Here is a 24,179-nt window from a genome sequence, read left to right as displayed (position 1 = left end):
CCCTATCAATCTATAAACTAAAAATCATAAAACGATGAAAAAAGTAATTTTAACTATCTGTGTTGCTGCTTCTTTATTAGCAACTTCTTGTAAAAAAGCTGCTGATGCTAAGGATGCAACTGTTGAAGCTGCAACAAAAGCTGCTGATGCTACTACTGATGCTGCAACAAAAGCTGTTGACGCTACTACTGACGCTGCAACAAAAGCTGTTGATGCTACTACTGACGCTGCAACAAAAGCTGTTGACGCTACTACTGAAGCTGCAACAAAAGCTGTTAATGCTGCTACTGAAGCTGTAACATCTAAACTTGCTGGAGTTTCAATTCCTGCATTTAAAGACCCTAAAGTTGCTGAACATTTAAACAACTACGCTTCTTACGCAAACGATTATATTGCTGCTAAAGGTGATGTTTTAAAGAATGCTTCTTTAGCTAAGAAAGGTGTTGAATTAGCTGCTAAAGGAAAAGAAATTGTTGCTTCTTTAGATGCTGAAGGTGTTAAAAAATATAACGGTGTTATGAACGCTATTATGGCTAAAATGGCTCCTGCTAAATAATTTTAGATTTCCATACAAATTAAAAGCTCGTAATTTACGAGCTTTTTTTATGTAGTTAAATCATTTTGAAGCTTTATTAGTAAATTTTCTAATGTTTTATACAATACAAATTCACCATTATTTATATACGATATTTCACCAGTTTCTTCCGATACTAACAAACAAATAGCATCTGTTTTTTCGGTTACACCAATTGCCGCTCTATGACGTAAACCAAAACGAGCAGATAATTTAGTACTATTAGAAATAGGTAAAATTACACGTGTTGCTACAATAAAATTATCTCTAATAACTGTAGCTCCATCATGTAGTGGACTGTTTTTATAAAAAATACTTTCTAAAATAGCTTCATTTACCAAAGCATTCATTTGATCACCTGTATTTATTAAAAAATCAAGATTATTTGTTTTTTCGATAACAATTAAAGCACCTGTTTTAGTTTTTGCCATACTAATGCATGCATTTAAAATTGTTTTAATATCTGTTTCTGAATTAATTTCTGCCTTTAAAAAGGTCAATTGATTTAAAAAACCTCTTTTAGTAGAAAAATTAGTCGTTCCTATCATCAATAAAAATTTTCTAATCTCTTGCTGAAAAACAATAATTAAAGCAATGACTCCTCCCGATAATAAATATCCTAAAATACCACTCAACATTTCCATGTGAAGCGCTTGTGTTATTTGCCAAATTACAAAAATTAAAGTAATACCTATAACTATATTTACAGCAACTGTTCCTTTTAGTAACTTGTAAATATAATACAATAATATCGCTACTAAAATAATATCCAGCAAGTCAAGAAATGAAAAATCAATAAAATCTAAATTCATTAATTATAGTGTTTTTTTTAGTAAATGTACTCCTTTTAAAACACGTAACTACTCCACTTGCTTTACAATTTTTACTGCTTCTACTGCTTGTTTTACATCATGAACTCTTAAAATATTAGTTCCGTTTAACAAAGCGATGGTATTGGCTACCGTTGTTGCATTTAAAGCATCGGCAGGTAAAATATCTAATAATTTATACAACATTGATTTTCTAGAAACACCTGTTAAAATAGGCACTTCTAAACTTTCAAATAGCGATAATTTTTGTAATAATTCGTAATTATGTGCGGTTGTTTTTCCAAAACCAAAGCCAACATCAATTATAACATCGTTTACTTTTAAAGCACGAAGTTTAGCTAATTGTGTTGCAAAAAATAAGATTACTTCTTTTACAATATCAGTATAAACAGGGTTTAATTGCATGTTTTGAGGCGTTCCTTGCATGTGCATCATAATATAAGGAACTTGTAATTTTGCCACAGTTTCAAACATTTTAGCATCTAAAACACCGCCAGAAATATCATTTATAAGTGCCGCCCCTGCTTGCACGGACTGCTTTGCAACTTCACTTCTAAAGGTATCTACAGAAATAATTATTTCAGGAAAAGTACGCACTAATAATTTTATCACAGGAATAATTCGAGCTAATTCTTCTAGTTCAGATACCTCCTTTGCCCCTGGCTTTGATGAGTACGCTCCAACATCAATAAAAGTAGCTCCATCAGCTAGCATTTTAGCTGTTTGACTCAAAATAGCTTGTTCATCCTTGTATTTTCCTCCATCAAAAAAAGAATCGGGAGTTACATTTAAAATCCCCATTACTTTAGGGGTTGTAAAGTCTATTAAATTTCCTTTGCAATTAATTGTCATCATCATTAATTCTAAATCTTCGTTATAAAAATCCAACTTTTAAAGTTAAAATTTTCAAAAGTAAAAATAAGAAAAGCTTGTAATATTTATTACTTTTGAAGTATTACTTTTAAATAAAAAAGATGCAGCACACCTCTGAACAATATGACGTAGTAGTAGATCAATGTAGAAGTTTGTTTATCAAAAAGATGAGCGATTATGGAAGCGCTTGGCGAATTTTAAGACTTCCTTCATTAACCGATCAAATTTTTATCAAAGCACAGCGTATTCGTCAATTACAAGAAAATACCCAGCGAAAAATTGATGAAGGTGAAAAACCAGAATTTATAGGTATTATTAATTATTCAATAATGGCACTTATTCAATTAGAATTAGGTGTTGTTCAGCAGCCCGATTTAAACACCAATCAGGCAACTATTTTATATGATAAACACATCAAAATCACCAAAGAATTAATGGAAAATAAAAACCATGATTACGGTGAAGCTTGGCGAGAAATGCGAATTTCATCATTAACAGATTTGATTCTTCAAAAATTACTTCGTGTAAAACAAATTGAAGACAACAAAGGAAAAACCTTAGTTTCTGAAGGAATTGACGCAAATTACCAAGACATGATTAATTATGCTATTTTTGCATTGATTCATCATTCAGAGTCAAACAGTTAAACTTAAACCTTAAAAAATGATATTAAAACTTTTAACACATGTTTCAAGAATATTAATCGGGCTTTTATTCATCTATTCCGGATTCGTAAAATTAGTAGACCCTATTGGTTCTCAATATAAATTTCAAGAATATTTTAGCCAAGACGTCTTAAATTTAGAATTTTTAATTCCCTACACCCTACCTTTTTCAATTTTATTAATTGTTGTTGAATTGGTTTTAGGTGTTATGTTATTGGTGGGCTACAAACCTAAATTTACCGTTTGGAGTATTTTTAGTTTAAACCTAGTATTCTTATTTTTAACCTGGTATTCATACGTGTACAACAAGGTAACCGATTGCGGTTGTTTTGGAGATGCCTTAAAATTAACACCCAAAGAAACCTTCTATAAAAACGTGGTTTTTATGGTTTTTATTATCATTTTAATTATTGGTTTAAAATATATAAAACCGCTTATTTCAATCAAAGTAAGCGCTTTATTTACTGCTATAGCCCTGTTCTTTTCATTAGGAATTACCTATCATGTATTGCATCATTTACCTATTATTGATTTCAGGGCCTATGCCATAGGAAAAGATATTGCCAAAGGAATGGAATACCAAGAAGGTAGCGATGATGTGCCGCCAATTCATGATTTTATGATTGAAACCGATGATGGTGATTTATTAGAAAGTATGTTAAAAAAAGACAAAGCAATGCTTGTTTTAATGTATAATTTTGATAAAACTGAAAAACAAGGAATTGCAGCCGTATCAAAAGCTGCTGCAAAAGCAAAGGCAAGTGGTTATGAAATTTATGTATTAACAGCGTCGTATATTGAAGATTTAGCTGCTACTCAAAAAGAATTTAACCTGCCATATACCTTCGGTTTTTGTGATGAAACTGCTTTAAAAACAGTCATCAGAGCCAACCCAGGAATTGTTACCGTTGAAAAAGGTGTTATCGCAGGGAAATGGAATTGGACAGATGCTCAAGATGTTACTTTAAAAGAATAATATTTTATCGCCATATTTTAAAACTATTTTTATAATATAAAACCTCGCTAAAATAGCGAGGTTTTCTTATTTTAGCAGTACTATGAAACAATTACTACTCGTTTTTATGGGCGGTGGCCTTGGAAGTGTTTTACGATTTTTAATCGGAAAATTTTTAAATAACCCCCAAACAGGAATTCCGTACGGCACCTTTACAGCAAATATTTTAGGAAGTTTACTGATTGGTTTTATTTTAGGATTCGCCGCTAAAAATAACGCATTAACCCAAAATCACACCTTATTATTAGCCACAGGTTTTTGTGGTGGTTTTACCACATTTTCGAGCTTTGCTTATGAAAATCATGTCTTTTTAAAAGCAGGCGATTTTACAACCTTTGCCTTTTATACCATTGCCAGTTTTATCCTGGGTTTTTTAGCCGTTTTCGCAGGAATATTTTTAACTAAATTCATTTAATTTTCACTAAAAAATATATTTTATTATGAGCGCATTAATCGACTATACATCCGAAGAAAATTACGTAATTATTACCCTTAATAATGGTAAAGTAAATGCCATATCGCACGAAGTAATCGATTCATTAAACCAATTGCTAGATAAAGCCGAAGCCCAAAAAAAAGTAGTTATTTTAACAGGGCAACCAGGTATTTTTTCGGCAGGATACGATTTAAAAAGCATGACTACCTCGCCCGAATCAGCTTTAAAACTGGTTACAAAAGGCTCAAAATTATCACATAGAATGCTATCGTTTCCTACGCCAATTATTACCGCCTGTACAGGTCATGCTATTGCAAAAGGCGCATTTTTACTACTTTCTGCCGATTACCGATTAGGCGCTGAAGGAAATTTTAAAATAGGATTTAACGAAGTATTAATAGGCATGACTATGCACAATGCAGGGGTTCAAATTGCCAAAGGTCGCTTAACGCCTAATTATGTAAATCGCAGTGTAAATAATGCTGAAATGTACAGTCCCAAAGATGCTGTTACCGCAGGTTTTTTAGACAAAATAGTTCCTGAAATTCAGGTATTGCCAACAGCTATTAAAATTGCAGAAATGTTTGCTAAATTAAACCTAAAAGCACATCATCAAACAAAATTAAAGGTTAGAAAAACAGCTTTAAGGTCTTTAAAAAAAGCGATTAAAAAAGATGCAGAAAATGGTTTAAATCCACCATCAAAATAAAAAATACGTTTTAATAATTTTTAAAAACCCATCGCAATTTCAAAAATGTGATGGGTTTTTAGTTTAAAAGTAATCTTATAAAAAAATAAAAATTATTTGAAGCAATTTCCCGCTTTCCGCACTCGCTTTTTTTTGAAGAAAAATCAAAAAAAGAGCTCAAACAAAGCTTCAATCGGGGCTAGGCATTTAGTCCATCAAACTTTATTTTTCAACTAAAATTGAATAAACCTGTTCAAATTCTCGATACTATTTTAATTCCTTTTAGTCATTAAAATCACTCGAATTGACAAGAATCATCAAAAATAACTGTCAGTTCGAGTGTTTTTTTCCTTCAAAAAAATGTATCGAGAACTTTTTTAGTATCAACAGAAAATAATTCAAATTCTCGATACTATTTTAATTCTAGACCTCACAGGTTTTAAAAACCTGTGAGGTCTATTTTTTCTAGTAAATTACTAGCAATTTATAAAAACCGCTAGCGCAAGCATCTTGCTTGTGTCGACTGCCGACACCATAAAATATTCAAACAATTTTGTTATACAATACTAGCGTCACGCTTTAAAATCACTCGAATTGACAAGAATTATCAAAAGATGAAACTTAAAACAGGCGCTAAAAATTAATTAAAGATTTTTTGCCCAATCTTGTAATTTTTCAAATTGTTCTGCAATAAAAGATTCATGATGTTCTTCTGCTTCTTCTTGAATATCAACAGGTAAAATATGTTCAAAATAGGTGTCTTTTAATACACGTTTTAAAATACGTTCTCCCGGAAAAGGTTTGTTATCATTTAAAGCTTTGGTGGCTTTTAATATTTGACGAATATCGTATTGAGTTGAAGCAATATCAGGCACTTGTTTGTTTGAATTTATCAATTTATACACCGCTGTTCTTGCTGTTCTTACCGATGATTCTACCGTAAAAACAACATCATTATTTGTTTCTACAAATTGCCCTACAAGCCCTAAATTTTTACATCCGTTAGGCACAATTTGAGGTCTATCGCCAGTGGCTCTAGGTAAAAACATCGATGTAATATATGGCATAAAAGCAGTACGAACAATCGTGTTTTCTATCACGTTTTCAAGTTGATTTTCTAATCCTAAATGAAAACATAATTCTGATAAAATTTCATTCCCTGTACATTGAGGCATCGGTTTTTTAATATGATTTCCTTCTTTATCAATATATAAAGCGTACAGCCAAACCACTAAAATATCATCGGGCTGGGTTGGGTAATGTGGTTGGCGATTGATGGTAAAACTCATCAACCAATTGGAATCGGTAATGGTTACAATTCCTCCCGTAGCAGTTTTTCCTGAATATGGGTTGTTTACACAATATTCTTTGAATTTTTCGGTCAAATCGGAAGGGCGACAGGTTAAAGTTGCCGATTGCCAAGCCGATTTTTCAATATTTTCGCAAAATTTTTCAGGGTTTCCGAAATCAGGTGATTTTGAAGCTAAATTTTGCCATAATTTCCAACCGTCGCTTTTACCACTTTGGCTGTTATCAATAGTTTCAATCGCTGGTTTTGTGTTCGTTCCGTACGACGTATCTTCAGTCATAGAACCTGTGGTTACAATTACGTAATCGTTTTTGGTTACAGGAATAACAACTTCTTTTCCGTTTTGTTCGGTGATAATTCCTTGTACAAGTTTGCCCTCGGTATTAATTCTGATGTCTAAATCTTTTACTAAAGTATCAAACTCAATACTTACGCCTTTCGATTTTAAATGCTCGGTTAAAGGTTTTACAAAGGTATCATACTGATTGTATTTCGGAAAAACCAAGCAAGATAAATCTTTCATTCCATCAAGAGTATGTAAAAATCGGTGCATATATAATTTACATTCTAATAAACTATGCCAGTTTTGAAAAGCAAACATGGTACGCCATAAAAACCAAAAATTACTCTGTAAAAACGACTCACTAAAATAATCTTCAATCGATAAATCGTTTAAATCTTCTTTGTTTTTCAATAATAATTTTACAATAGCTAATTGGTCTTTTTTATCTAAACCGAATTTGCTAAAATCTTGAACTTCTCCTTTATTATGAATTAATCGAGATTTTGAATAATTTGGGTCATTGTCGTTTAACAAACGATATTCGTCTAAAACGCTATAAGGTTCAGGCATTTCAACGGCTGGAATATCTTGAAAAATATCCCATAAATTTTCATAGGTCATTTCCATTTCTCGCCCTCCTCTAATAATATAACCGTCATCGGCATTTCCCGCACCGTCAAGCGAACCACCTTCTACCGATAGTTTATCTAAAAAAACAATATTTTCTGGCGAAAAATGTCCGTCTCTAATAAAATAATAGGCCGCCGATAAACCTGCAATTCCACTTCCTACAATATAAACTTTACTGTCTTTAAATGATTTTGAAGGAATCCCTTTATTTCGCTGATAATTTCCTGTTAAATCGGCAAAAGGCATCGGAATATCTTTTGAATGATGAACCACATCTTTACTCGCATCAGGAGTGTGATTTACATTTCCTAAAAAAGGAGAAACATTTAATACTTTATCGAATTTCGAGATATTTTTTTTCATTTCAGATAGTTTTTAATTGACTGTTTAATTCTTTGTTATCCAAAGTTACCACTATCCTTAAATTAACTTGTGTCCCTAAATTCAGCAAAAGTATCCTTAAATTATAAGTCGATTTTTTGTACTGTGTTTTAGTATGGTATGAAAAGTAAGTTGTTCTCTTTAGTTTATGGCGCTATTTTTATATCGAAGTAAAATATTTTATAAAATAGCACAATGCCTAGCCCCGATTGACGCTTTGTTTGAGCTCCTTTTTTGATTTTTTTCAAAAAAGAGCGAGTGCGGAAAGCGGGAAATTGCTTCAAAAAAAAGATAGTAAAAAAATAAAAAATCCGAAGACGTAAAAGTGTTTTTAGAGCAAATAGAAAGGGTTTATTTTTTGGTTTTTCGATATTCCGAAGCAGAAATAGCAGTTTGTCGTTTAAAAAATCGCCCGAAAGCCGAAATCGAATTAAATTGAAGCTGATAGGCAATTTCAGAAATTGCTAAAACAGGGTTTCCTAACAATACTAAGGCCTCTTTTAGCAAAGCTTCTTCAATAATTTGATGCGGTGTTTTTCCTGCTATTTTTTTAGTAATTTCGATTAAATATTTATTAGAAACACAGAGCTCACTAGCATAAAAACCAACGGATTTTTCTTGTAGAATATGCTCTTGCACTAATTTATTAAACCGTAAATAGGTATTTATTTTAATGTCTTTATTTGCAATTATATTTGATGTAGTGCAATGAATAATTTCGGCAATTTCTAGTAAAAGATTAAAAATTAAGGTTTGAATAAGCTCTTTGGTAAAATTCCCGTTACGCTGTTCTTTTTCTTTTAAATTATTGATAATACTTAATAAAATCTGTGTGTTTTTTTTGGATGTATTTACAACAGAATAAGAATTTTGCTGAAACAGCGCCATTTTTTCGATAATAAATGGATCGGAAATATTGGTTAGTAAAAAATTCTTTTCAAAAAACACAATTTGAATTTTAAAATTAGCACTTGCATTTAAAAAATGGACAATCGTAGAAGGCGCAGAACAAAAAATACTCCCCTTGCTAATTTTATAATTAATGGCATTAATTTCTAAATCGATTTCGCCATCTGTGCAAATACAAAAGGCATAATAATCCATGCGAAATGGGTTTTCAGGAAATTTAAAAATGGATTTCCCAGTCGATATATAATAGGAGTTATGACAATCAATATTAAAAAAAGAAAGGGTGTCTTGTAGATTTTCGTAATTTTTATGATTTTTCATTAATGCGTTTTATTGATTTTTTTTCAATTTAAAAACAGCTTTTAAAAATAAACTATTTGAGAGCGATATTCTTACTTAAATTTATAAAAAAATCAAGCAAATTCCAAAAACATAAATAAAAAAATGAATAATCATTCTTTTTTGTACCTTGCGCTATAAAATCTATCTTATAATGACAAAAAAACAACTATTTTGGAATGTATTAAAAATAATACTTGGCGTATTTATGATATTTGGCGGAGTACAGCATTTTATTAAACCCACTTTTTACTTACCTTTTGTTCCTACATTTTTACCCTTTCCGATCATGATTATTTATCTGTCAGGAATTTTAGAAATCGGTTTAGGGATATTATTATTTTTGAATACTAAATACGCTAAACTTGGCGCTTTAGGAGTATTTTATTTGATGCTTTTATTTTTACCCGTTCATATTTGGGATGTGTTTTCTGCAACTCCTGCCATCGGTTCACATACGGCAGCGTTAATTCGATTGCCTTTTCAATTTTTATTTATCGCTTGGGCTTGGAAAATACACAAAGAAATTTCGAGTAGTATTGCTATCAAAAATAATTAAAAAAAATCGCCAAAAAGTAAAAATCATAAAAACGCTAAGTTCGAGTGATTTTTTACTTTTTATACGCCTTTACACCTGCCTTTATTTGAATATCTAAATAATTATCTCTCGGTGTAATTGGGCAAGAATACCGATTACTATATGCACAATAAGGGTTATAAGCTTTGTTAAAATCAATGATAATAGTATTGTTTTTCGTTTCATCCGTGGTTAAAACATCAATAAAACGCCCCCCTTGATAACTAGTTTTTCCATTTGTTTTATCTAAAAAAGGCAAAAACAAATTATTTTCATATTTTTTGCTTGGTTTTGTATCTTTATAGATAGCTAGTTTAAAATTTTTATCCGCAATTTTAAATAAAATATTTCCATATTTTTTATAGACAACCACAGTACCTTTTGTGGTTGGAAAATGAAAATTTGGAGCGTCGGGTGTTTTTATAAGTTTTGCGGTTACTTTATAGGTTGTATCAATTTTGAAAAAATCTAAGCCTTTAAATTTTCGCAACCCACTTTTTGTTAAAGGCGATTTTGACGCATCTTTAAATTCCGAATTCATTTCTTTTTGAAAAGTAGAATTCCCAAGAGGTTTTCTTTTCTGTTTACTGCTACACGATTGTAATATAATTACAATTATCAGTATTAAAATTTTTCTTACACTAACACTCATTTTAATTATTTTTTATTAAGAATTTTACAAAACACATGTAAATATACCCCAGAACTTCTACTTTTTTAAGTTAAAAATTCATAATTTTAATGTAAATTAATTACAACCTGTTAAAATTCTGCTAATAAATTTGATATTTAAATATAAAATCATTATATTTATCTTAACAAAATCAATAGTTACGTACTAAAAAGCCTGTTCTTACATATTAAGAACTATATAAAGAAAATTTATATATAAATAAAACAATTTTATTGTTTTATGACAGGTTAATAAAAGATTACTATATATTTGCCCCCCATTTTATTTTAGTTTTAATCTTTTTTTTGACCAAAATAAATACGAAACTGGAATTTTAAAAGGATAATTTAATTAAATAAGTAAGTATTTTATGAATTCAGAATTAATTAGTAAAGCAGACGAATTTGAACACAGAAAATTCAAATTCATTACTACTAGCGATAGAATATTAGCTTCAAGAGAAGTAAAATCTCTAATACTAGAGATAAATGAAGTATATAAAGAAACCAAAGATGTTGCGTTAATGGATGCTATGAAGCGATTAACAGTAGTAAAACAAAGAATTGAAAAACGATTAAAAGGAAAACCTTTAACTGCATAATTTATTACAACAATAAATTATGTAATTACTCGTTATATGATAATAGAATAATTTTTTTAATTTATTCTTGATAATTTATATTCTCTATAAAAGTTCTAGTTAAGCTAGAGCTTTTTTTGTTCAAAATAGTTTTAATAAATATCAGGAACCTATGAATTTATTTAAAACTCGAATAATTTTTCCTCTTCAAATTACTTTTAGTCATTAAAATCAGTTGAATTGACAAGGGACGTCAATCAAAAAGAGAATAATTACGGCAAGTCAGGATACGAAACTTAAGCGAAATTCAGGTTGATGGATTCGATTTCATTTTTTTCTGATATAAAACTTTTTCAAAACAACTAAGCCTTGATAAACGTCATACTGAACTTAGCTCAGCATCTCATAAACAAGAGAACTATAAAAAATCAGAATCTAAACCTAAAATAAATTTAGGTTAACCAATTCGATTTTTTTTCTACAATATTTTTTCAGATAAAACTTTAAAAGGCTAAATATTTTGAATTAAACTTCACTAATTCGATTTATTTAACATGTCATAAAACTTTTTTTAGATAAAATTTACAAGAATTTTAAAGTTTTTAAAAAATCCAAAGACAATATCAGTTAAAAAAGAAGAGTAAAAGCCAATTTTCATCTTCTATTATTTATTAATTTAATAATTTTATTATTTTTTTTTAAATAAATAAGACTACATACAAATATGTAAATCAATAAGTTATAAAAATACCCGAAAAAAACTTCAAAAAAAGTTAAAAAAAATTTTGTCAATCCTTAAAAAGGTCATATATTTGCAGCGCTCTTAGGAGCAACAAGCCGATGTAGCTCAGCTGGCTAGAGCAGCTGATTTGTAATCAGCAGGTCGTGGGTTCGAGTCCCTCCATTGGCTCAAAATAAAAAGTGCTAACTGTAAAGTTAGCACTTTTTTTATGCAGTTATTTCCCTAAATTTGTTGTCATTATTATACCTTAAGAAAAACTATGAAAAATATATTTGTAATCGGCATCGCTGGCGGAACTGGTAGCGGAAAAACAACCGTTGTAAACCAAATAATAAACGAACTTCCTCAAAACGAAGTTTGTATACTGTCACAAGATTCTTATTACAGCCAAACAGATGGTCTAAGCCATGAAGAACGCTCAAAAATAAACTTTGACCATCCTAAATCTATCGATTTTGAATTACTGACAGAACATTTAAGTAATTTAAAAAATAATAAAACCATTGAACAACCTATTTATTCTTTTGAAAAGCACAATAGAATTAATAGCACTGTAAAAACACTTCCTAAAAAAGTGATTATTATTGAAGGTATTTTAATTTTTAATAACGAAAAATTACGAGATCTTTGTGATATAAAAATATTTGTACATGCCGATGCTGATGAACGTCTTATAAGACGTGTTCGTAGAGATATTAAAGAAAGAGGAAGAGATGTTAACGAAGTTTTAAGCAGGTATCAAGACACCTTAAAACCAATGCACCAACAATTTATTGAACCTACAAAAAGCTATGCAGACATTATCATCCCTAACGATAAATACAATACTGTAGCTGTTAATATTGTTAGAACCGTAATTACTAATCGCCTATAGTTATGAATTTAAAATCGATAAAAAACAGTCCTTATTATAAAATAATAACAAATCCTTATGTTCTTATTTTAACCGTATTTGTAATTTGGATGGGTTTTTTTGATGAAAATTCGTATCTTACACATAGAGAGTTTAATCATGAGATTGAAAAATTAAATCTTTGGATAACTTATCATGAAAATAAAATCAAAAAAGATAAAGAAACCATAAATAAGCTTCAAAATTCTGTACAGCTAGAGCATTATGCCCGTGAAAGGTATTTAATGAAAAAAGAGAATGAAGATATTTATATTATAGAATTTGATACGATACCTAAATAATGAGTAATTACCTATTTAACGAGTTTCAAAAAAGTAGCGCTGCGCAATGGAAGCAAAAAATTCAAGTTGACCTTAATGGGAATGACTACAATAACACGCTACTCTGGAAAACCGATGAAGGGATTACAGTTAAACCTTTTTACACAAAAGACGACCAAACAAACACCAATATAAATACGCCTGAAAAAGGATTTACCATTTGTCAATCAATTTATATTGAAGATGCTAAAAAAGCAAATAATTTTGCAATCGACTCTTTAAAAAGAGGGGCAAAAGCCATTGAATTCAAAGCAAAAACTCCTTTTGATTATAAAATACTTTTAAAAAATATCGATGTAAAAAACACCTTATTGTACTTTAATTTAAAGTTTTTAACGGCTGATTTTGTCATTGAATTATCAACATTTATAAACTCTAAAAATTGTTATTTCAATATTGATCTTATTGGTAATTTAGCAAGTACCGGAAATTGGTTTAGCCATTCGAGTAACGGTATTAAAGAGCTTAAAAAAATTATAGAGCATAGCAATAATAGTATTTGTATCAATGCTTCTATATATCAAAATTCAGGGGCAACGATTACCCAACAACTCGCCTATACCCTAGCCCATGCTAATGAATATTTAAATTATTTTGGCGGTAAAATAGCCAATCAAATTCATTTTAATTTTTCGGTAGGTAGTAATTATTTCTTCGAAATTGCAAAACTTAGGGCTTTCAGAATTTTATGGGAAGCACTTTTAAAAGAATATGACGTTATTAATAATAAAGCACATGTATTTGTAAAGCCAACTTCCCGAAATAAATCTATGTACGACTATAATGTAAATATGCTTCGAAGCACGTCAGAATGTATGAGTGCTATTTTAGGAGGAGCTGATACCGTTAGTAATATTTCTTATGATGATATTTTTCATCATTCAAATGAATTTGGAGAGCGTATTTCAAGAAATCAACTGTTAATTTTACAACAAGAAGCCGAATTGTCAGAGGCTCAAAATTTTGCTGATGGTGCATATTATATTGAATCGATAACAAAGCAACTTTCACAAAATGCTTTAGTAGTCTTTAAAACCATTGAAAAAGGTGGTGGTTTTTTAAAACAATTAAAAGAAGGCATTATTCAACGAAAAATTAAAGATTCTTCGGATAAAGAACAAGCAAAATTTGATGCTGGCGAAATCGTATTAATAGGTGCTAATAAAATGGCTAACGATAAAGATTTAATGAGTAACAAATTATCTCTTTATCCTTTTATAAAAATCAGAAATGATCAAACACTTATTCTACCTATTATACAAAAAAGATTAGCAGAAAAGTTAGAACAAAAAAGGTTAAGCAATGAGTAGAAAAAACATCGCTAACATACAGTTAAATTTAAATGAAAAACAATCCGTTGACCACAAAAAACATGAAGATTTTGTAGCGGGTACTGCTCCAAATCTGCGAGGTCCTTACGCTACAATGTATGTTAATAAACCTTGGACGATTCGTCAGTATGCAGGGTTTTCTACTGCACAAGAAAGCAATGCTTTTTACAGAAAAAACTTAGCGGAAGGTCAAAAAGGACTTTCTATAGCTTTTGATTTAGCAACACATCGTGGTTACGATTCTGATCATCAGCGTGTGCAAGCTGATGTTGGTAAAGCAGGTGTGGCTATTGATTCGGTTGAAGATATGAAAATACTATTCGACCAAATTCCGTTAGATAAAATGTCTGTTTCTATGACTATGAATGGTGCAGTTTTGCCCATTTTAGCCTTTTATATTGTTGCTGCCGAAGAGCAAGGTGTAGCTCCTGAATTATTATCAGGAACTATTCAAAATGATATTTTAAAGGAATTTATGGTGCGTAATACATACATTTATCCACCAACCCCTTCCATGAAAATTATTGCTGACATTTTTAAATATACGGCTAAAAAAATGCCTAAATATAATTCCATTTCTATTTCTGGCTATCACATGCAAGAAGCAGGTGCTACCCCCGAAATTGAATTAGCTTACACACTTGCCGATGGTTTAGAGTATCTTAGAAAAGGGCTTTCCGTAGGAATGGATATTGATACTTTTGCTCCTAGACTGTCTTTTTTCTGGGGAATTGGCATGAATCATTTTACAGAAATTGCAAAAATGCGTGCAGGAAGAATGTTGTGGGCTAAAATAGTACAACAATTTAATCCTAAAAACCCGAAATCATTAGCTTTACGAGCACATTGCCAAACAAGTGGATGGTCATTAACTGCGCAAGATCCTTTTAATAACGTAGCACGCACCACTATTGAGGCAATGGCAGCTGTATTTGGCGGCACACAAAGTTTACACACCAATGCCTTAGATGAAGCGATGGCTTTACCTACCGATTTTTCGGCACGTATTGCTCGTAATACCCAACTATATTTACAAGAAGAAACACATATTACCAAAACAGTCGATCCTTGGGCGGGAAGTTATCATTTAGAACAATTAACCCAAGATATTAGCAATAAAGCATGGGAATTAATTCAAGAAATTGAAGCTTTCGGTGGTATGACAAAAGCCATTGAAAAAGGAATTCCTAAAATGCGTATTGAACAAGCAGCAGCTAAAAAACAAGCACGAATTGACAGTGGTCAAGATGTAATTATAGGTGTTAATAAATACCCCTTAACTAAAGAAACTCCAATTGCTATTTTAGAGGTTGATAACCAAGCGGTACGTTTATCTCAAATAAAAAGATTAAACGACATCAAAAGTAAAAGAGATAACGATCGTGTTCAAAAATCGTTGACTAATTTAACCAACTGTGCCATATCAAATAAAGGAAACCTATTAGACTTAGCCATAAAAGCGGCAAGAAACAGGGCTACTTTAGGAGAAATCTCAACAGCTTTAGAACGTGTTTTTAAACGACATAAAGCAATACCTAAAACTATTTCGGGAGTCTATGCTGACGAAATTAAAACCGATAAAACATTTAGAGAGGCAGCTAAATTAGTTTCTAAATTCATAAAAACACAAGCCGTAAAACCCCGAATAATGCTAACTAAATTAGGGCAAGACGGGCATGATAGAGGCATAAAAATAGTCGCTACCGCTTTTACTGACTTAGGTTTTGAAGTATTTATTACTCCCTTATTTCAAACACCTGAAGAAGCTAGTAAACAAGCTATTGAAAACAATGTTCATATTTTAGGCGTTTCTTCATTAGCTGCGGGGCATAAAACTTTAGTTCCACAAGTAATTAAAGCATTACAAAAACACGATTCTGAAAATATTATGGTCGTTGTTGGTGGTGTAATTCCTACAAAAGATTATCCATTTTTATTTGACACGGGGGCTGTTGGTGTTTTTGGTCCTGGAACCAAAATTGCACAAGCAGCCATTGATATTTTAACTATTTTAATTGATCGCACAGAAGCGTAAAAGTTATGAAAATACAGTTTATTGACAGAAAATCAGGAAATAAAATTACAGAAACACCTCCAGGTGAAGGTTTTTTAAAATTATTATATCATAATCCGTTTGGTAAAATGGCGCTTTTACCAATTGTAAAACGCAAATTTTTATCTTCTTGGTATGGCAAACTAATGAACAAACCCAATTCGGTTACTAAAATTGATGGTTTTGTAAAGGATTTATCTATCGACATGAATGAAGCCCAAAAACCAATAGAAGATTATGTTTCTTTTAATGATTTTTTCTATAGAAAACTAAAACGAGGCGCACGTCCTATTGAAAATGGATTTGTTTCGCCTGGCGATGGAAAAATGTTGGCTTTTGAAAATATCGCTGATATTGATAATTTCTTTATAAAAGGACGACAATTTACACTAAAAGAGTTTTTAGCCGATGATGCTTTAGCCGAAAAACACAAAAATTCATCGTTAATTATTTTACGATTAGCTCCTAACGATTATCATCGTTATCATTTTCCGTTTAAAGGAACACCTTCAAAAATGACTAAAATAAAAGGTAGTTATTTTTCCGTTTCACCCTATGCCCTAGCCGCTAATTTTACCAAAGTTTTTTGTGAAAACAAGCGAGAGTACTGTATTTTATCATCCCAAGTAAAAGGCGATATTATTGTAGCCCCTGTTGGCGCTACAATGGTTGGAAGTATTATAGAAACCTATACAGCTAATCTACCTGTAAAAAAAGGAGATGAAATGGGTTATTTTGCTTTTGGAGGCTCAACGATTGTTTTAATTGTTGATAAAAAAAATATTAAAATAGATGCAGATATTTTAAAAAACACTAAAAATCGTATTGAAACCTTTGTTAAAATGGGTGAAAAAATAGGCTTATAATTGCTTTTATTTTAACTTTTTCTTTGTTTAAAAATGATTAAAATCTTAAACGTATTAACGCATTAATATGTAAATTTGCCATGTTTTACACATAGCAGATTTACAAATGAAAAAAATCTTTGACATTCTTTACTCTACCCGCTTAACAGCCGTATTATTCTTCATTTTCGCAATAGCAATGGGAGTTGCAACCTTTATAGAAAATGATTTTGGAACACAAACTTCTAAAGCCCTGGTATATAATGCCTGGTGGTTTGAGTTAATTCAAGTATTTTTCGTGGTTAATTTCTTTGGAAATATCTTCAGGTATCGATTATACAAAAAAGAAAAATGGGCTGTACTATTATTTCACGTAGCCTTTTTATTGATTTTAATTGGCGCAGGAATTACCCGTTATATTAGTTATGAAGGATTAATGATTATTGATGAAGGAGAAACTACCAATACTTTTTTATCTGATGTCAATTATTTAAACGTAGTTATTGATAATAACGAATTTCAAAAAGAAACAAATAACAAGCTATTACTAACTGCTTTAGGACGTAATTCAGCAAGTTTCACCGAGTATTTTCAGCCAAAAAAAGATGGTAAAAATCATAAAATAACATTTAATTTAGTCGATTATATTCCTTGGGCTGAAGAAAAATTGGTTGAAGATAAAAATGGTACTGAGCATCTTTTATTTGTAGAGAGTTCTAGTGGAAGCAGACACGAACACTATATTAAAAGTGGTACAATTGAAAATATTCATAATATTTTAGTTGGTTTTGATGCTAAATCAGAAGACACAAATATTAATATTTTTAAACAAAACGATACCTTAAAAATACAAACAAAATCGGCAGGTAGTTATCAAGTAATGGCAACCCAACACAAAGGATCGGTTAAAAAAGATAGCATTCAGAATTTTAACCTTCGATCTTTATACCAAATTTCGGGGCTTCCATTTGTTGTTCCTCAACCTGCTGTTAAAGGAGAAATGAAAATTCTTAGAGGTGAAAAAAATGACCAAAAATTTGACATGGTTGTTTTTGATGTTACTTTTAATAACAAAACAGAACGTGTAAAATTAACTGGTGGTAGCTTTAATGTTGAAGGAAAAGAACAATTTAGTATTGATGGCTTAAATTTTAGAGCTTGGTACGGTGCAAAGCAACGCAAAACACCTTTTAGTGTTAAATTAAATGACTTTCAATTACAAAAATACCCTGGTTCAGAAAATGCCGCTTCTTTTGCTAGTGAAGTAACCGTTATCGACAAGGAAGAAAACTTTGATTATCGAATTTTCATGAACAATATTTTAGATTATAAAGGCTATAAATTATTTCAATCTAGTTACAAAATTGAAGGAGATAAAGAACAAACTCACTTATCTGTAAACCATGATTATATGGGAACTTTAGTTACTTATATAGGTTATTTTTTATTGTTTTTTGGTTTAATTGCCTCATTATTTGTTAAAAATACTCGCTTTGATGATTTAAAAAAATCATTAATTAAAATTAGAACAAAAAAAGCCACCCTTACAATCTTATTTTTAACAAGTAGTCTTTTAGGTTTTTCACAGCATCAAGAACAACAACATCAAGTTAAAAAATTACCAGAAAACGAAATTGAAACGCTTTTAAAAAAATCAGTTGTAAATAAAAAACACGCTACTTTATTTAGTGAACTGGTAATACAAGATACAGGTGGACGTATGAAACCAGCACATACTTTTGCTTCAGAATTAGTTAGAAAAGTAGCCCATACCAACAGCTTTAAAGACTTAACACCAAGTCAAATTTTAGTTTCTATTACCGAGTCTCCAATGTTTTGGTTAAATGTTCCTTTTATTTATCTAGAGAAAGGAAATACCAAAATCCGTGAAATATTAGGTGTTAAAAAAGGAGCTGAATATGCTTGTTTTATAGATTTTTATGATAAAAACGGAACCTCTAAAATTAGTAATCTTGTTATTGAAGCTCAAAAAAAACAAATTCAAAGCAAATTTGAAAAAGATGTTATAAAAATAGAACATCGTGTGTGGCTGTTGTCACAAGCATTAGGTGGTGGAATTTTAAAGATTTTTCCTATTCCTAATGATGAACAACATAAATGGGTATCGCAACCTGAAACTTCACAAGCAAATTTTAAAGGAACTGATTCTGTTTTTGTAAGACAATCATTACCTGTATATTTTCAATTATTACAAGAAGCTAAAAAAACAGGAAATTATACCGAAACCAATAAAATTTTAGATGGAATTAAAAAATTCCAACGAAAATTTGGTAAAGAAGTTATTCCTTCTAAAAATAAAATAAGCCTAGAAATAGCCTACAATAAAGCCAATATATTTGTAAAATTATCTAAATACTACGGATTTATTAGTTTTTTAATGCTTGTTTTTGTCTTTTTTCAAATATTTAATAACAAGCCTTGGGTAAATTACGTTATAAAAGTCTTAATCGGTCTTGTTATTATCCTTTTTATAGTCCATATTTTAGGGCTAGCTTCTCGCTGGCAAATTAGTGGAAATGCCCCTTGGAGTAACGCTTATGAGTCAATTATATTTGTAGGACTTGCAACCATGTTATTTGGTTTATTATTAGGAAAAAAATCAGCATTAACAATTACTGCTACCACATTTTTAACATCTATTATTTTATTTTTTGCGCATCAAAACTGGTTAGATCCTGAAATTGCTAATTTAGTACCCGTATTAAATTCTTGGTGGCTATATGTTCATGTATCAATTATTGTAGCAAGTTACGGACCTTTTGCTTTAGGGATGATTTTAGGTATTTTCTCTTTATTTTTAATCATTTTCACCAATAAAAAGAATAAAAAGAAAATGGATATTCACCTAAAAGAACTTACCGTAATTAACGAAATGGCAGTAACTGTTGGTTTAATTATGCTGGTAATCGGAAATTTTTTAGGAGGTATGTGGGCTAATGAAAGTTGGGGGCGTTACTGGGGCTGGGATCCGAAAGAAACTTGGGCGTTAATATCAATTATGATTTATTCTTTTGTACTACACATGCGTTTAATTCCTGGATTAAGATCAAGATATACCTTTAATTTATGGTCAATAATGGCTTTCGCCTCTATTATGATGACCTATTTTGGTGTTAATTTTTATTTATCAGGACTGCATTCTTACGCTAGTGGCGACAAAGTAATTACCCCTAACTCTATTTATTATTCAATTGCTTTTGTTGTAATAATAGGCTCTTTAGCATGGGTTAAATATAAAAAGTTTTATAAAAAATAAAGCAACAATTATTTTAACAGAAAAAATGTACTTTTACAAATTAATAAAAAACAAAAATTAAAATGTTTAATAAAAATATAAAATTAATTATAGCAGGTGTAATCAGTTTATGGGCTATTTATGAATTTGCTCAATTTCATATAATGAATGGAATTTCGATTCTTTTATTAGCAGGTATTTTCGTGTTTTTCTACTTTAAAAATGAATTTATTTTACTTGCATTTATGCAATTACGTAAACAAAATTTTGAAGGAACTAAAAAATGGTTAGACTATATTAAAGAACCATCAACAGCATTAATTCAAAAACAAGAAGGATATTTTAATTATCTGCAAGGAATTATGTTAAGTCAAACAAACATAACACAGGCTGAAAAATTCCTAAAAAAAGCTGTTCAATTAGGCTTAGCAATGGATCATGATTTAGCTATGGCAAAATTACAATTAGCAGGAATAGCCATGACCAAACGTCGAAAACGAGAAGCAACTCTTTTAATGAATGAAGCTAAAAAGTTAGACAAACATGGTATGTTAAAGGAGCAAATGCAAATGATGAAGAAACAAATGACTAAAATTTAATGTTACTTTATATAAAATAAAACTCCACTTTAATGGAGTTTTATTTTTTTACAATAAAATCACTATTTAACTATATTTTACAATTCTTTCCAACGCCATACCTCTAGAACCTTTTATTAAAATAGTACTTTCTTTTACAGGGATTTTTTGTAAATATTCTTTCAGTGCTTCAAAACTTATACATTTTTGACACTTTATTTCATCTTTTATTTGACACTTAATTTCGGTTTTATTAAAATTTTCACCTACAAAAAATGCCTTATCAAAATTAAAACTAAGCGTTAAATCTACAATAGTTTGATGGGCTCTTTTACTGTAATTTCCTAACTCAAACATATCTCCTAAAATAACCGTTTTATGTTTTGCATCTAAAATATTAAAGCTTTCTAACGCCACTTTCATACTCGTTGGATTGGCATTATAGGCATCTAAAATAATACTGTTATTTTGAGTTTTAATAACTTGTGAACGATTATTTGATGAGGTATATTTCTCTATAGACGCTTTAATTTTTTCTTTAGATATCTTAAAATAATCTCCTATTGTAATAGCGGCTGATATATTTGAAAAATTATATGCTCCTATTAAATTACTTTGTATTTCTAATGATGCAAAAGATAATTTTACAAAAGGATTTGCCCTTATAAAACCAATAGATTTTTCAAACAAAACAGCATTTGCATCTTTAGTTTTAGCTACTTGAATAGCATCTTTCGGGTTTACAAAAATATTTTTATTGTTCTTGATAAGAAAATCATATAATTCTGATTTTGCTTTTATAACACCTTCTAACGACCCAAAACCTTCTAGATGTGCGCTTCCAAAATTAGTAATGTATCCAAAATCTGGCTGTATAATTTTCGTTAAAAAAGCAATTTCATTAGGATGATTTGCACCCATTTCAACAATACCTATTTCAGTCTTTTTCGTCATTGATAATAACGTTAAAGGAACTCCTATATGATTATTCAAATTACCGATTGTTGCAATCGTTTTATAGGTTGACGACAATACAACGTTAATTAACTCTTTAGTAGTTGTTTTTCCATTGCTACCTGTTATTGCTATGATAGGTATTCCTAATTTTTTTCGATGATAACTCGATAAATCTTGCAGGGTTTTTAACACATCTTCAACTAAAATAGTTTTGTCAGATGTTTTAAATGCTACTTCATCAATAATAGCAAATTTAGCGCCTTTTTTTAAGGCTTGCTCTGCAAACTTATTACCATTAAAGTTCATCCCTTTTAAAGCAAAAAACAAGGTATTTTCTCTAATATTTCTAGTATCGGTATCAACTAAACCATGTTGAATATATAGGGTATATAAATCAGCTATTTTCATTGTGCAAAAATAAAAAACCTCATTGAAAATTCAATGAGGTTTTAGTATATAAAATATTTAATTGTTTATCTTTTATTCATTGAATACCTTGGTGTAGCAGTCTTACGCTTATTTAACATCATAGGTCCCATTTTATCAGTAGCACATCTAAATCCGATAAAATTCGTAGCCATATATTCAGGGAAATACCTTCTTTGAGCTGGATCTAACCAATACTCTCTATCTGCCCATGAACCACCTTTATAAACTCTAGATTTATCACTAATTAAAGTTGCTCTGTTTTTTGAATCGTATTTATAGTTATTAACTACGTTTCCTAACGAATCTCTATCTGCTTCAGGCTTTTCAGGTGAGTTGTACATTCTTGACATCTCTCCTAATTGGTCTTTTTCTAATTGATAATCTTTTGAAGAAGCTTGATCTCCATCACCTAAACTTGAATTATCCGCTAAATTATAGTTTCTTCTCATGTAAGTATCTTCCTTTGTAATAGGGATAAACTTAACACTACCAGGTAATTCTTTAGGTACGATTCTTCCATTTTCTAGAGTATCGTATTCAATTTCGCCCATTTCATCGCCAACAATAACGACTTTACCATCTTGATTTATTAATTTTTTAGTAAAAATATTCCCTCTAAAATAGTTAAAATCATTTGCTTCAGAATCAATAATAGGACGGTATACATCTTGTACCCATTCGGCTACATTACCTGACATGTCAAATAAACCAAAAGCATTTGGAGGGTAACTTGCTGCTGCATTAGGAATATCTGCCATATCACTACTCCAACCTGCGATACCACTATAATCTCCTTTTCCTTGCTTAAAGTTTCCTAATTGATCTCCTCTTCTTCTTTTATCTCTATCACGTGTATATTTACCGTTCCAAGCGTATTTTTTTCTTCCACGGATATTGTTATATTCACGGTTTTCAAAAATTGCTTTTGCAGCATATTCCCATTCAACTTCTGTTGGAAGTCTAAATTTTTGTGCTAAAATACCATCTGATGAAGTAACTTGTCTTCCTGAAAACTTATCTTTATCAGGTCTTGGAGCTCCTTTTTTTCTTGGTACAGGAATTCCTTTTTTATAAATAGTAGAATCTCCATCGAACAACGCGTAAGGATTAGTTAAATAAGTATCAGTATCAAAATTATTCTTACCTTTAAAGCTTAATGAATCTTCTTTAAAGATATTTTTAATAACACCTTTATCCATTAATATTTTTAAATTTACGGCATTCGTACGCCATTTACAGTATTTACTAGCTTGTAACCAACTTACTCCTACAACAGGATATTCGGCATACGAAGGATGTCTTAAATAACTTTCTGACAGTAAATTAGTATTACCTAATCCTTTTCTCCAAACTAACGTATCTGGTAAAACAGATTGATAAATATTTTTAAACTGAGGGTCTTTTGGAGGGAAAACATCTTTGGTATATTGCATAAACAAACCATATTCTGCATTTGTAACCTCTGTTTCATCCATATAAAAAGACCGAACGTGCATTTTTTGAGGAGTAGTATTCCAGTCAAACATTACATCATCTTGCACTAGCCCCATAGTAAAGCTTCCACCTTCTATATGTGTCATTCCTGGAGGAGTTTCTTTTCCTTTTTTATCTTCTCCTTTTATATAACCTCCGTAATTAGGGTCATTAAAATTCCATCCGGTTAATGAAGATTTACTTGAACCACCACTATTGCTCTTACAGGAAGCAACCAATAATACTGTGATAACCAATAAACTAAATAATTTTAACGTGCTTTTCATGTGTTTTTAACTATTTTAAGGCTGGCGCAATTTACAATATTTCTAATTCCTAACAACTAATTTATTTATAAATTGAAACATAAAAGAGCCTTACTCTTATAGAGTACAAACGTTCCTTTTATATATTTATTATGTTATTAATATCAAAATTTCATATAAAAGTAACTTTTTTTATTATAAAAACAATAAATAATTACTGTTTACATACTTTTTTTTTTTTTATGACGTTTAAG

At 30.4% G+C, this 24,179-nt stretch carries 21 protein-coding genes and 1 tRNA gene; 15 read left to right on the top strand and 7 right to left on the bottom strand.

The window, feature by feature from the left end; translation table 11 throughout:
• The first annotated feature begins 34 nt into the window (after positions 1 to 34).
• Positions 35 to 556 (top strand): hypothetical protein, encoded by a 522-nt coding sequence (locus ABNT14_RS02465; RefSeq protein WP_145993573.1) that lies wholly within the window; start codon positions 35 to 37, stop codon positions 554 to 556.
• Positions 557 to 603: 47 nt separating this feature from the next.
• Here the strand turns inward: ABNT14_RS02465 and cdaA are convergent, their stop codons facing one another.
• Together cdaA and folP are read right to left on the bottom strand one after the other, a co-directional pair.
• Positions 604 to 1,386, bottom strand: a complete 783-nt coding sequence (gene cdaA, locus ABNT14_RS02460) for a diadenylate cyclase CdaA (protein WP_101902673.1) — start codon at positions 1,384 to 1,386, stop codon at positions 604 to 606.
• A gap of 48 nt (positions 1,387 to 1,434) precedes the next feature.
• Entirely contained in the window at positions 1,435 to 2,256 is an 822-nt protein-coding gene (folP, locus tag ABNT14_RS02455; protein ID WP_101902708.1) for a dihydropteroate synthase, read from the bottom strand.
• A 122-nt stretch (positions 2,257 to 2,378) separates the two neighbouring features.
• On the opposite strand from folP, the gene ABNT14_RS02450 reads away from it, so the two are divergent.
• The 4 genes from ABNT14_RS02450 to ABNT14_RS02435 all read left to right on the top strand — a co-directional run bounded on the left by ABNT14_RS02450 (position 2,379) and on the right by ABNT14_RS02435 (position 5,102).
• On the top strand, positions 2,379 to 2,924 hold the full coding sequence (locus ABNT14_RS02450; RefSeq protein ID WP_101902674.1) for a DUF1599 domain-containing protein: 546 nt from the start codon (positions 2,379 to 2,381) through the stop codon (positions 2,922 to 2,924).
• A gap of 16 nt (positions 2,925 to 2,940) precedes the next feature.
• On the top strand, positions 2,941 to 3,918 hold the full coding sequence (locus tag ABNT14_RS02445; RefSeq protein ID WP_101902675.1) for a DoxX family protein: 978 nt from the start codon (positions 2,941 to 2,943) through the stop codon (positions 3,916 to 3,918).
• An 82-nt stretch (positions 3,919 to 4,000) separates the two neighbouring features.
• Positions 4,001 to 4,372: a fluoride efflux transporter CrcB gene (gene crcB / locus ABNT14_RS02440; RefSeq protein ID WP_101902676.1), complete on the top strand. Its 372-nt coding sequence runs from the start codon at positions 4,001 to 4,003 to the stop codon at positions 4,370 to 4,372.
• A gap of 25 nt (positions 4,373 to 4,397) precedes the next feature.
• Complete coding sequence (locus ABNT14_RS02435) at positions 4,398 to 5,102, top strand: crotonase/enoyl-CoA hydratase family protein (RefSeq protein ID WP_101902677.1); 705 nt, start codon at positions 4,398 to 4,400, stop codon at positions 5,100 to 5,102.
• Positions 5,103 to 5,725: 623 nt separating this feature from the next.
• On the opposite strand, the gene ABNT14_RS02430 is transcribed toward ABNT14_RS02435, so the two are convergent.
• Together ABNT14_RS02430 and ABNT14_RS02425 are read right to left on the bottom strand one after the other, a co-directional pair.
• On the bottom strand, positions 5,726 to 7,666 hold the full coding sequence (locus tag ABNT14_RS02430) for an oleate hydratase (RefSeq protein WP_101902678.1): 1,941 nt from the start codon (positions 7,664 to 7,666) through the stop codon (positions 5,726 to 5,728).
• A gap of 369 nt (positions 7,667 to 8,035) precedes the next feature.
• Positions 8,036 to 8,914: a helix-turn-helix domain-containing protein gene (locus ABNT14_RS02425; protein ID WP_101902679.1), complete on the bottom strand. Its 879-nt coding sequence runs from the start codon at positions 8,912 to 8,914 to the stop codon at positions 8,036 to 8,038.
• A 172-nt stretch (positions 8,915 to 9,086) separates the two neighbouring features.
• Here ABNT14_RS02425 and ABNT14_RS02420 point away from each other — a divergent pair, with 172 nt between their 5' ends.
• A complete protein-coding gene (locus tag ABNT14_RS02420; RefSeq protein WP_101902680.1) occupies positions 9,087 to 9,491 on the top strand; it encodes a DoxX family protein in 405 nt (134 codons plus the stop codon).
• Positions 9,492 to 9,543: 52 nt separating this feature from the next.
• Here the strand turns inward: ABNT14_RS02420 and ABNT14_RS02415 are convergent, their stop codons facing one another.
• Entirely contained in the window at positions 9,544 to 10,161 is a 618-nt protein-coding gene (locus ABNT14_RS02415; RefSeq protein WP_101902681.1) for a DUF1684 domain-containing protein, read from the bottom strand.
• A gap of 391 nt (positions 10,162 to 10,552) precedes the next feature.
• Between ABNT14_RS02415 and ABNT14_RS02410 the strand changes: the two genes are divergently transcribed.
• The 9 genes from ABNT14_RS02410 to ABNT14_RS02370 all read left to right on the top strand — a co-directional run bounded on the left by ABNT14_RS02410 (position 10,553) and on the right by ABNT14_RS02370 (position 20,821).
• Entirely contained in the window at positions 10,553 to 10,783 is a 231-nt protein-coding gene (locus ABNT14_RS02410; RefSeq protein WP_101902682.1) for a hypothetical protein, read from the top strand.
• Between the two features lie 815 nt (positions 10,784 to 11,598).
• Positions 11,599 to 11,672 (top strand) — tRNA-Thr (locus tag ABNT14_RS02405).
• A 58-nt stretch (positions 11,673 to 11,730) separates the two neighbouring features.
• The gene (gene udk / locus ABNT14_RS02400; protein WP_348719403.1) at positions 11,731 to 12,378 is read left to right on the top strand and encodes a uridine kinase; all 648 of its coding nucleotides are present in this window, start codon (positions 11,731 to 11,733) and stop codon (positions 12,376 to 12,378) included.
• 2 nt (positions 12,379 to 12,380) lie between these two features.
• On the top strand, positions 12,381 to 12,698 hold the full coding sequence (locus ABNT14_RS02395; protein WP_101902683.1) for an FtsB family cell division protein: 318 nt from the start codon (positions 12,381 to 12,383) through the stop codon (positions 12,696 to 12,698).
• Positions 12,698 to 14,047, top strand: coding sequence for a methylmalonyl-CoA mutase subunit beta (locus tag ABNT14_RS02390; RefSeq protein ID WP_101902684.1), 1,350 nt, complete (start codon positions 12,698 to 12,700; stop codon positions 14,045 to 14,047). Before ABNT14_RS02395 ends, ABNT14_RS02390 begins: the two co-directional genes overlap by 1 nt.
• The gene (gene scpA / locus ABNT14_RS02385) at positions 14,040 to 16,103 is read left to right on the top strand and encodes a methylmalonyl-CoA mutase (RefSeq protein WP_101902685.1); all 2,064 of its coding nucleotides are present in this window, start codon (positions 14,040 to 14,042) and stop codon (positions 16,101 to 16,103) included. The genes ABNT14_RS02390 and scpA overlap by 8 nt, the downstream gene beginning before the upstream one ends.
• 5 nt (positions 16,104 to 16,108) lie before the next feature.
• The gene (locus ABNT14_RS02380; protein ID WP_101902686.1) at positions 16,109 to 16,987 is read left to right on the top strand and encodes a phosphatidylserine decarboxylase; all 879 of its coding nucleotides are present in this window, start codon (positions 16,109 to 16,111) and stop codon (positions 16,985 to 16,987) included.
• Positions 16,988 to 17,093: 106 nt separating this feature from the next.
• Positions 17,094 to 20,243 (top strand): cytochrome c biogenesis protein CcsA, encoded by a 3,150-nt coding sequence (gene ccsA, locus ABNT14_RS02375; protein WP_101902687.1) that lies wholly within the window; start codon positions 17,094 to 17,096, stop codon positions 20,241 to 20,243.
• Positions 20,244 to 20,305: 62 nt separating this feature from the next.
• Positions 20,306 to 20,821: a hypothetical protein gene (locus ABNT14_RS02370; RefSeq protein ID WP_101902688.1), complete on the top strand. Its 516-nt coding sequence runs from the start codon at positions 20,306 to 20,308 to the stop codon at positions 20,819 to 20,821.
• Between the two features lie 66 nt (positions 20,822 to 20,887).
• Here the strand turns inward: ABNT14_RS02370 and ABNT14_RS02365 are convergent, their stop codons facing one another.
• The gene (locus ABNT14_RS02365) at positions 20,888 to 22,165 is read right to left on the bottom strand and encodes a UDP-N-acetylmuramoyl-tripeptide--D-alanyl-D-alanine ligase (RefSeq protein WP_101902689.1); all 1,278 of its coding nucleotides are present in this window, start codon (positions 22,163 to 22,165) and stop codon (positions 20,888 to 20,890) included.
• A 65-nt stretch (positions 22,166 to 22,230) separates the two neighbouring features.
• A complete protein-coding gene (gene gldJ, locus ABNT14_RS02360) occupies positions 22,231 to 23,946 on the bottom strand; it encodes a gliding motility lipoprotein GldJ (RefSeq protein ID WP_101902690.1) in 1,716 nt (571 codons plus the stop codon).
• Positions 23,947 to 24,179 lie beyond the last annotated feature (233 nt).

It is taken from the genome of Tenacibaculum dicentrarchi, from assembly GCF_964036635.1.
Taxonomy (GTDB): domain Bacteria; phylum Bacteroidota; class Bacteroidia; order Flavobacteriales; family Flavobacteriaceae; genus Polaribacter; species Polaribacter dicentrarchi.
The sequence above is the reverse complement of the archived record's forward strand: the minus strand, read 5'-3'. Positions and strand labels throughout refer to the sequence as shown.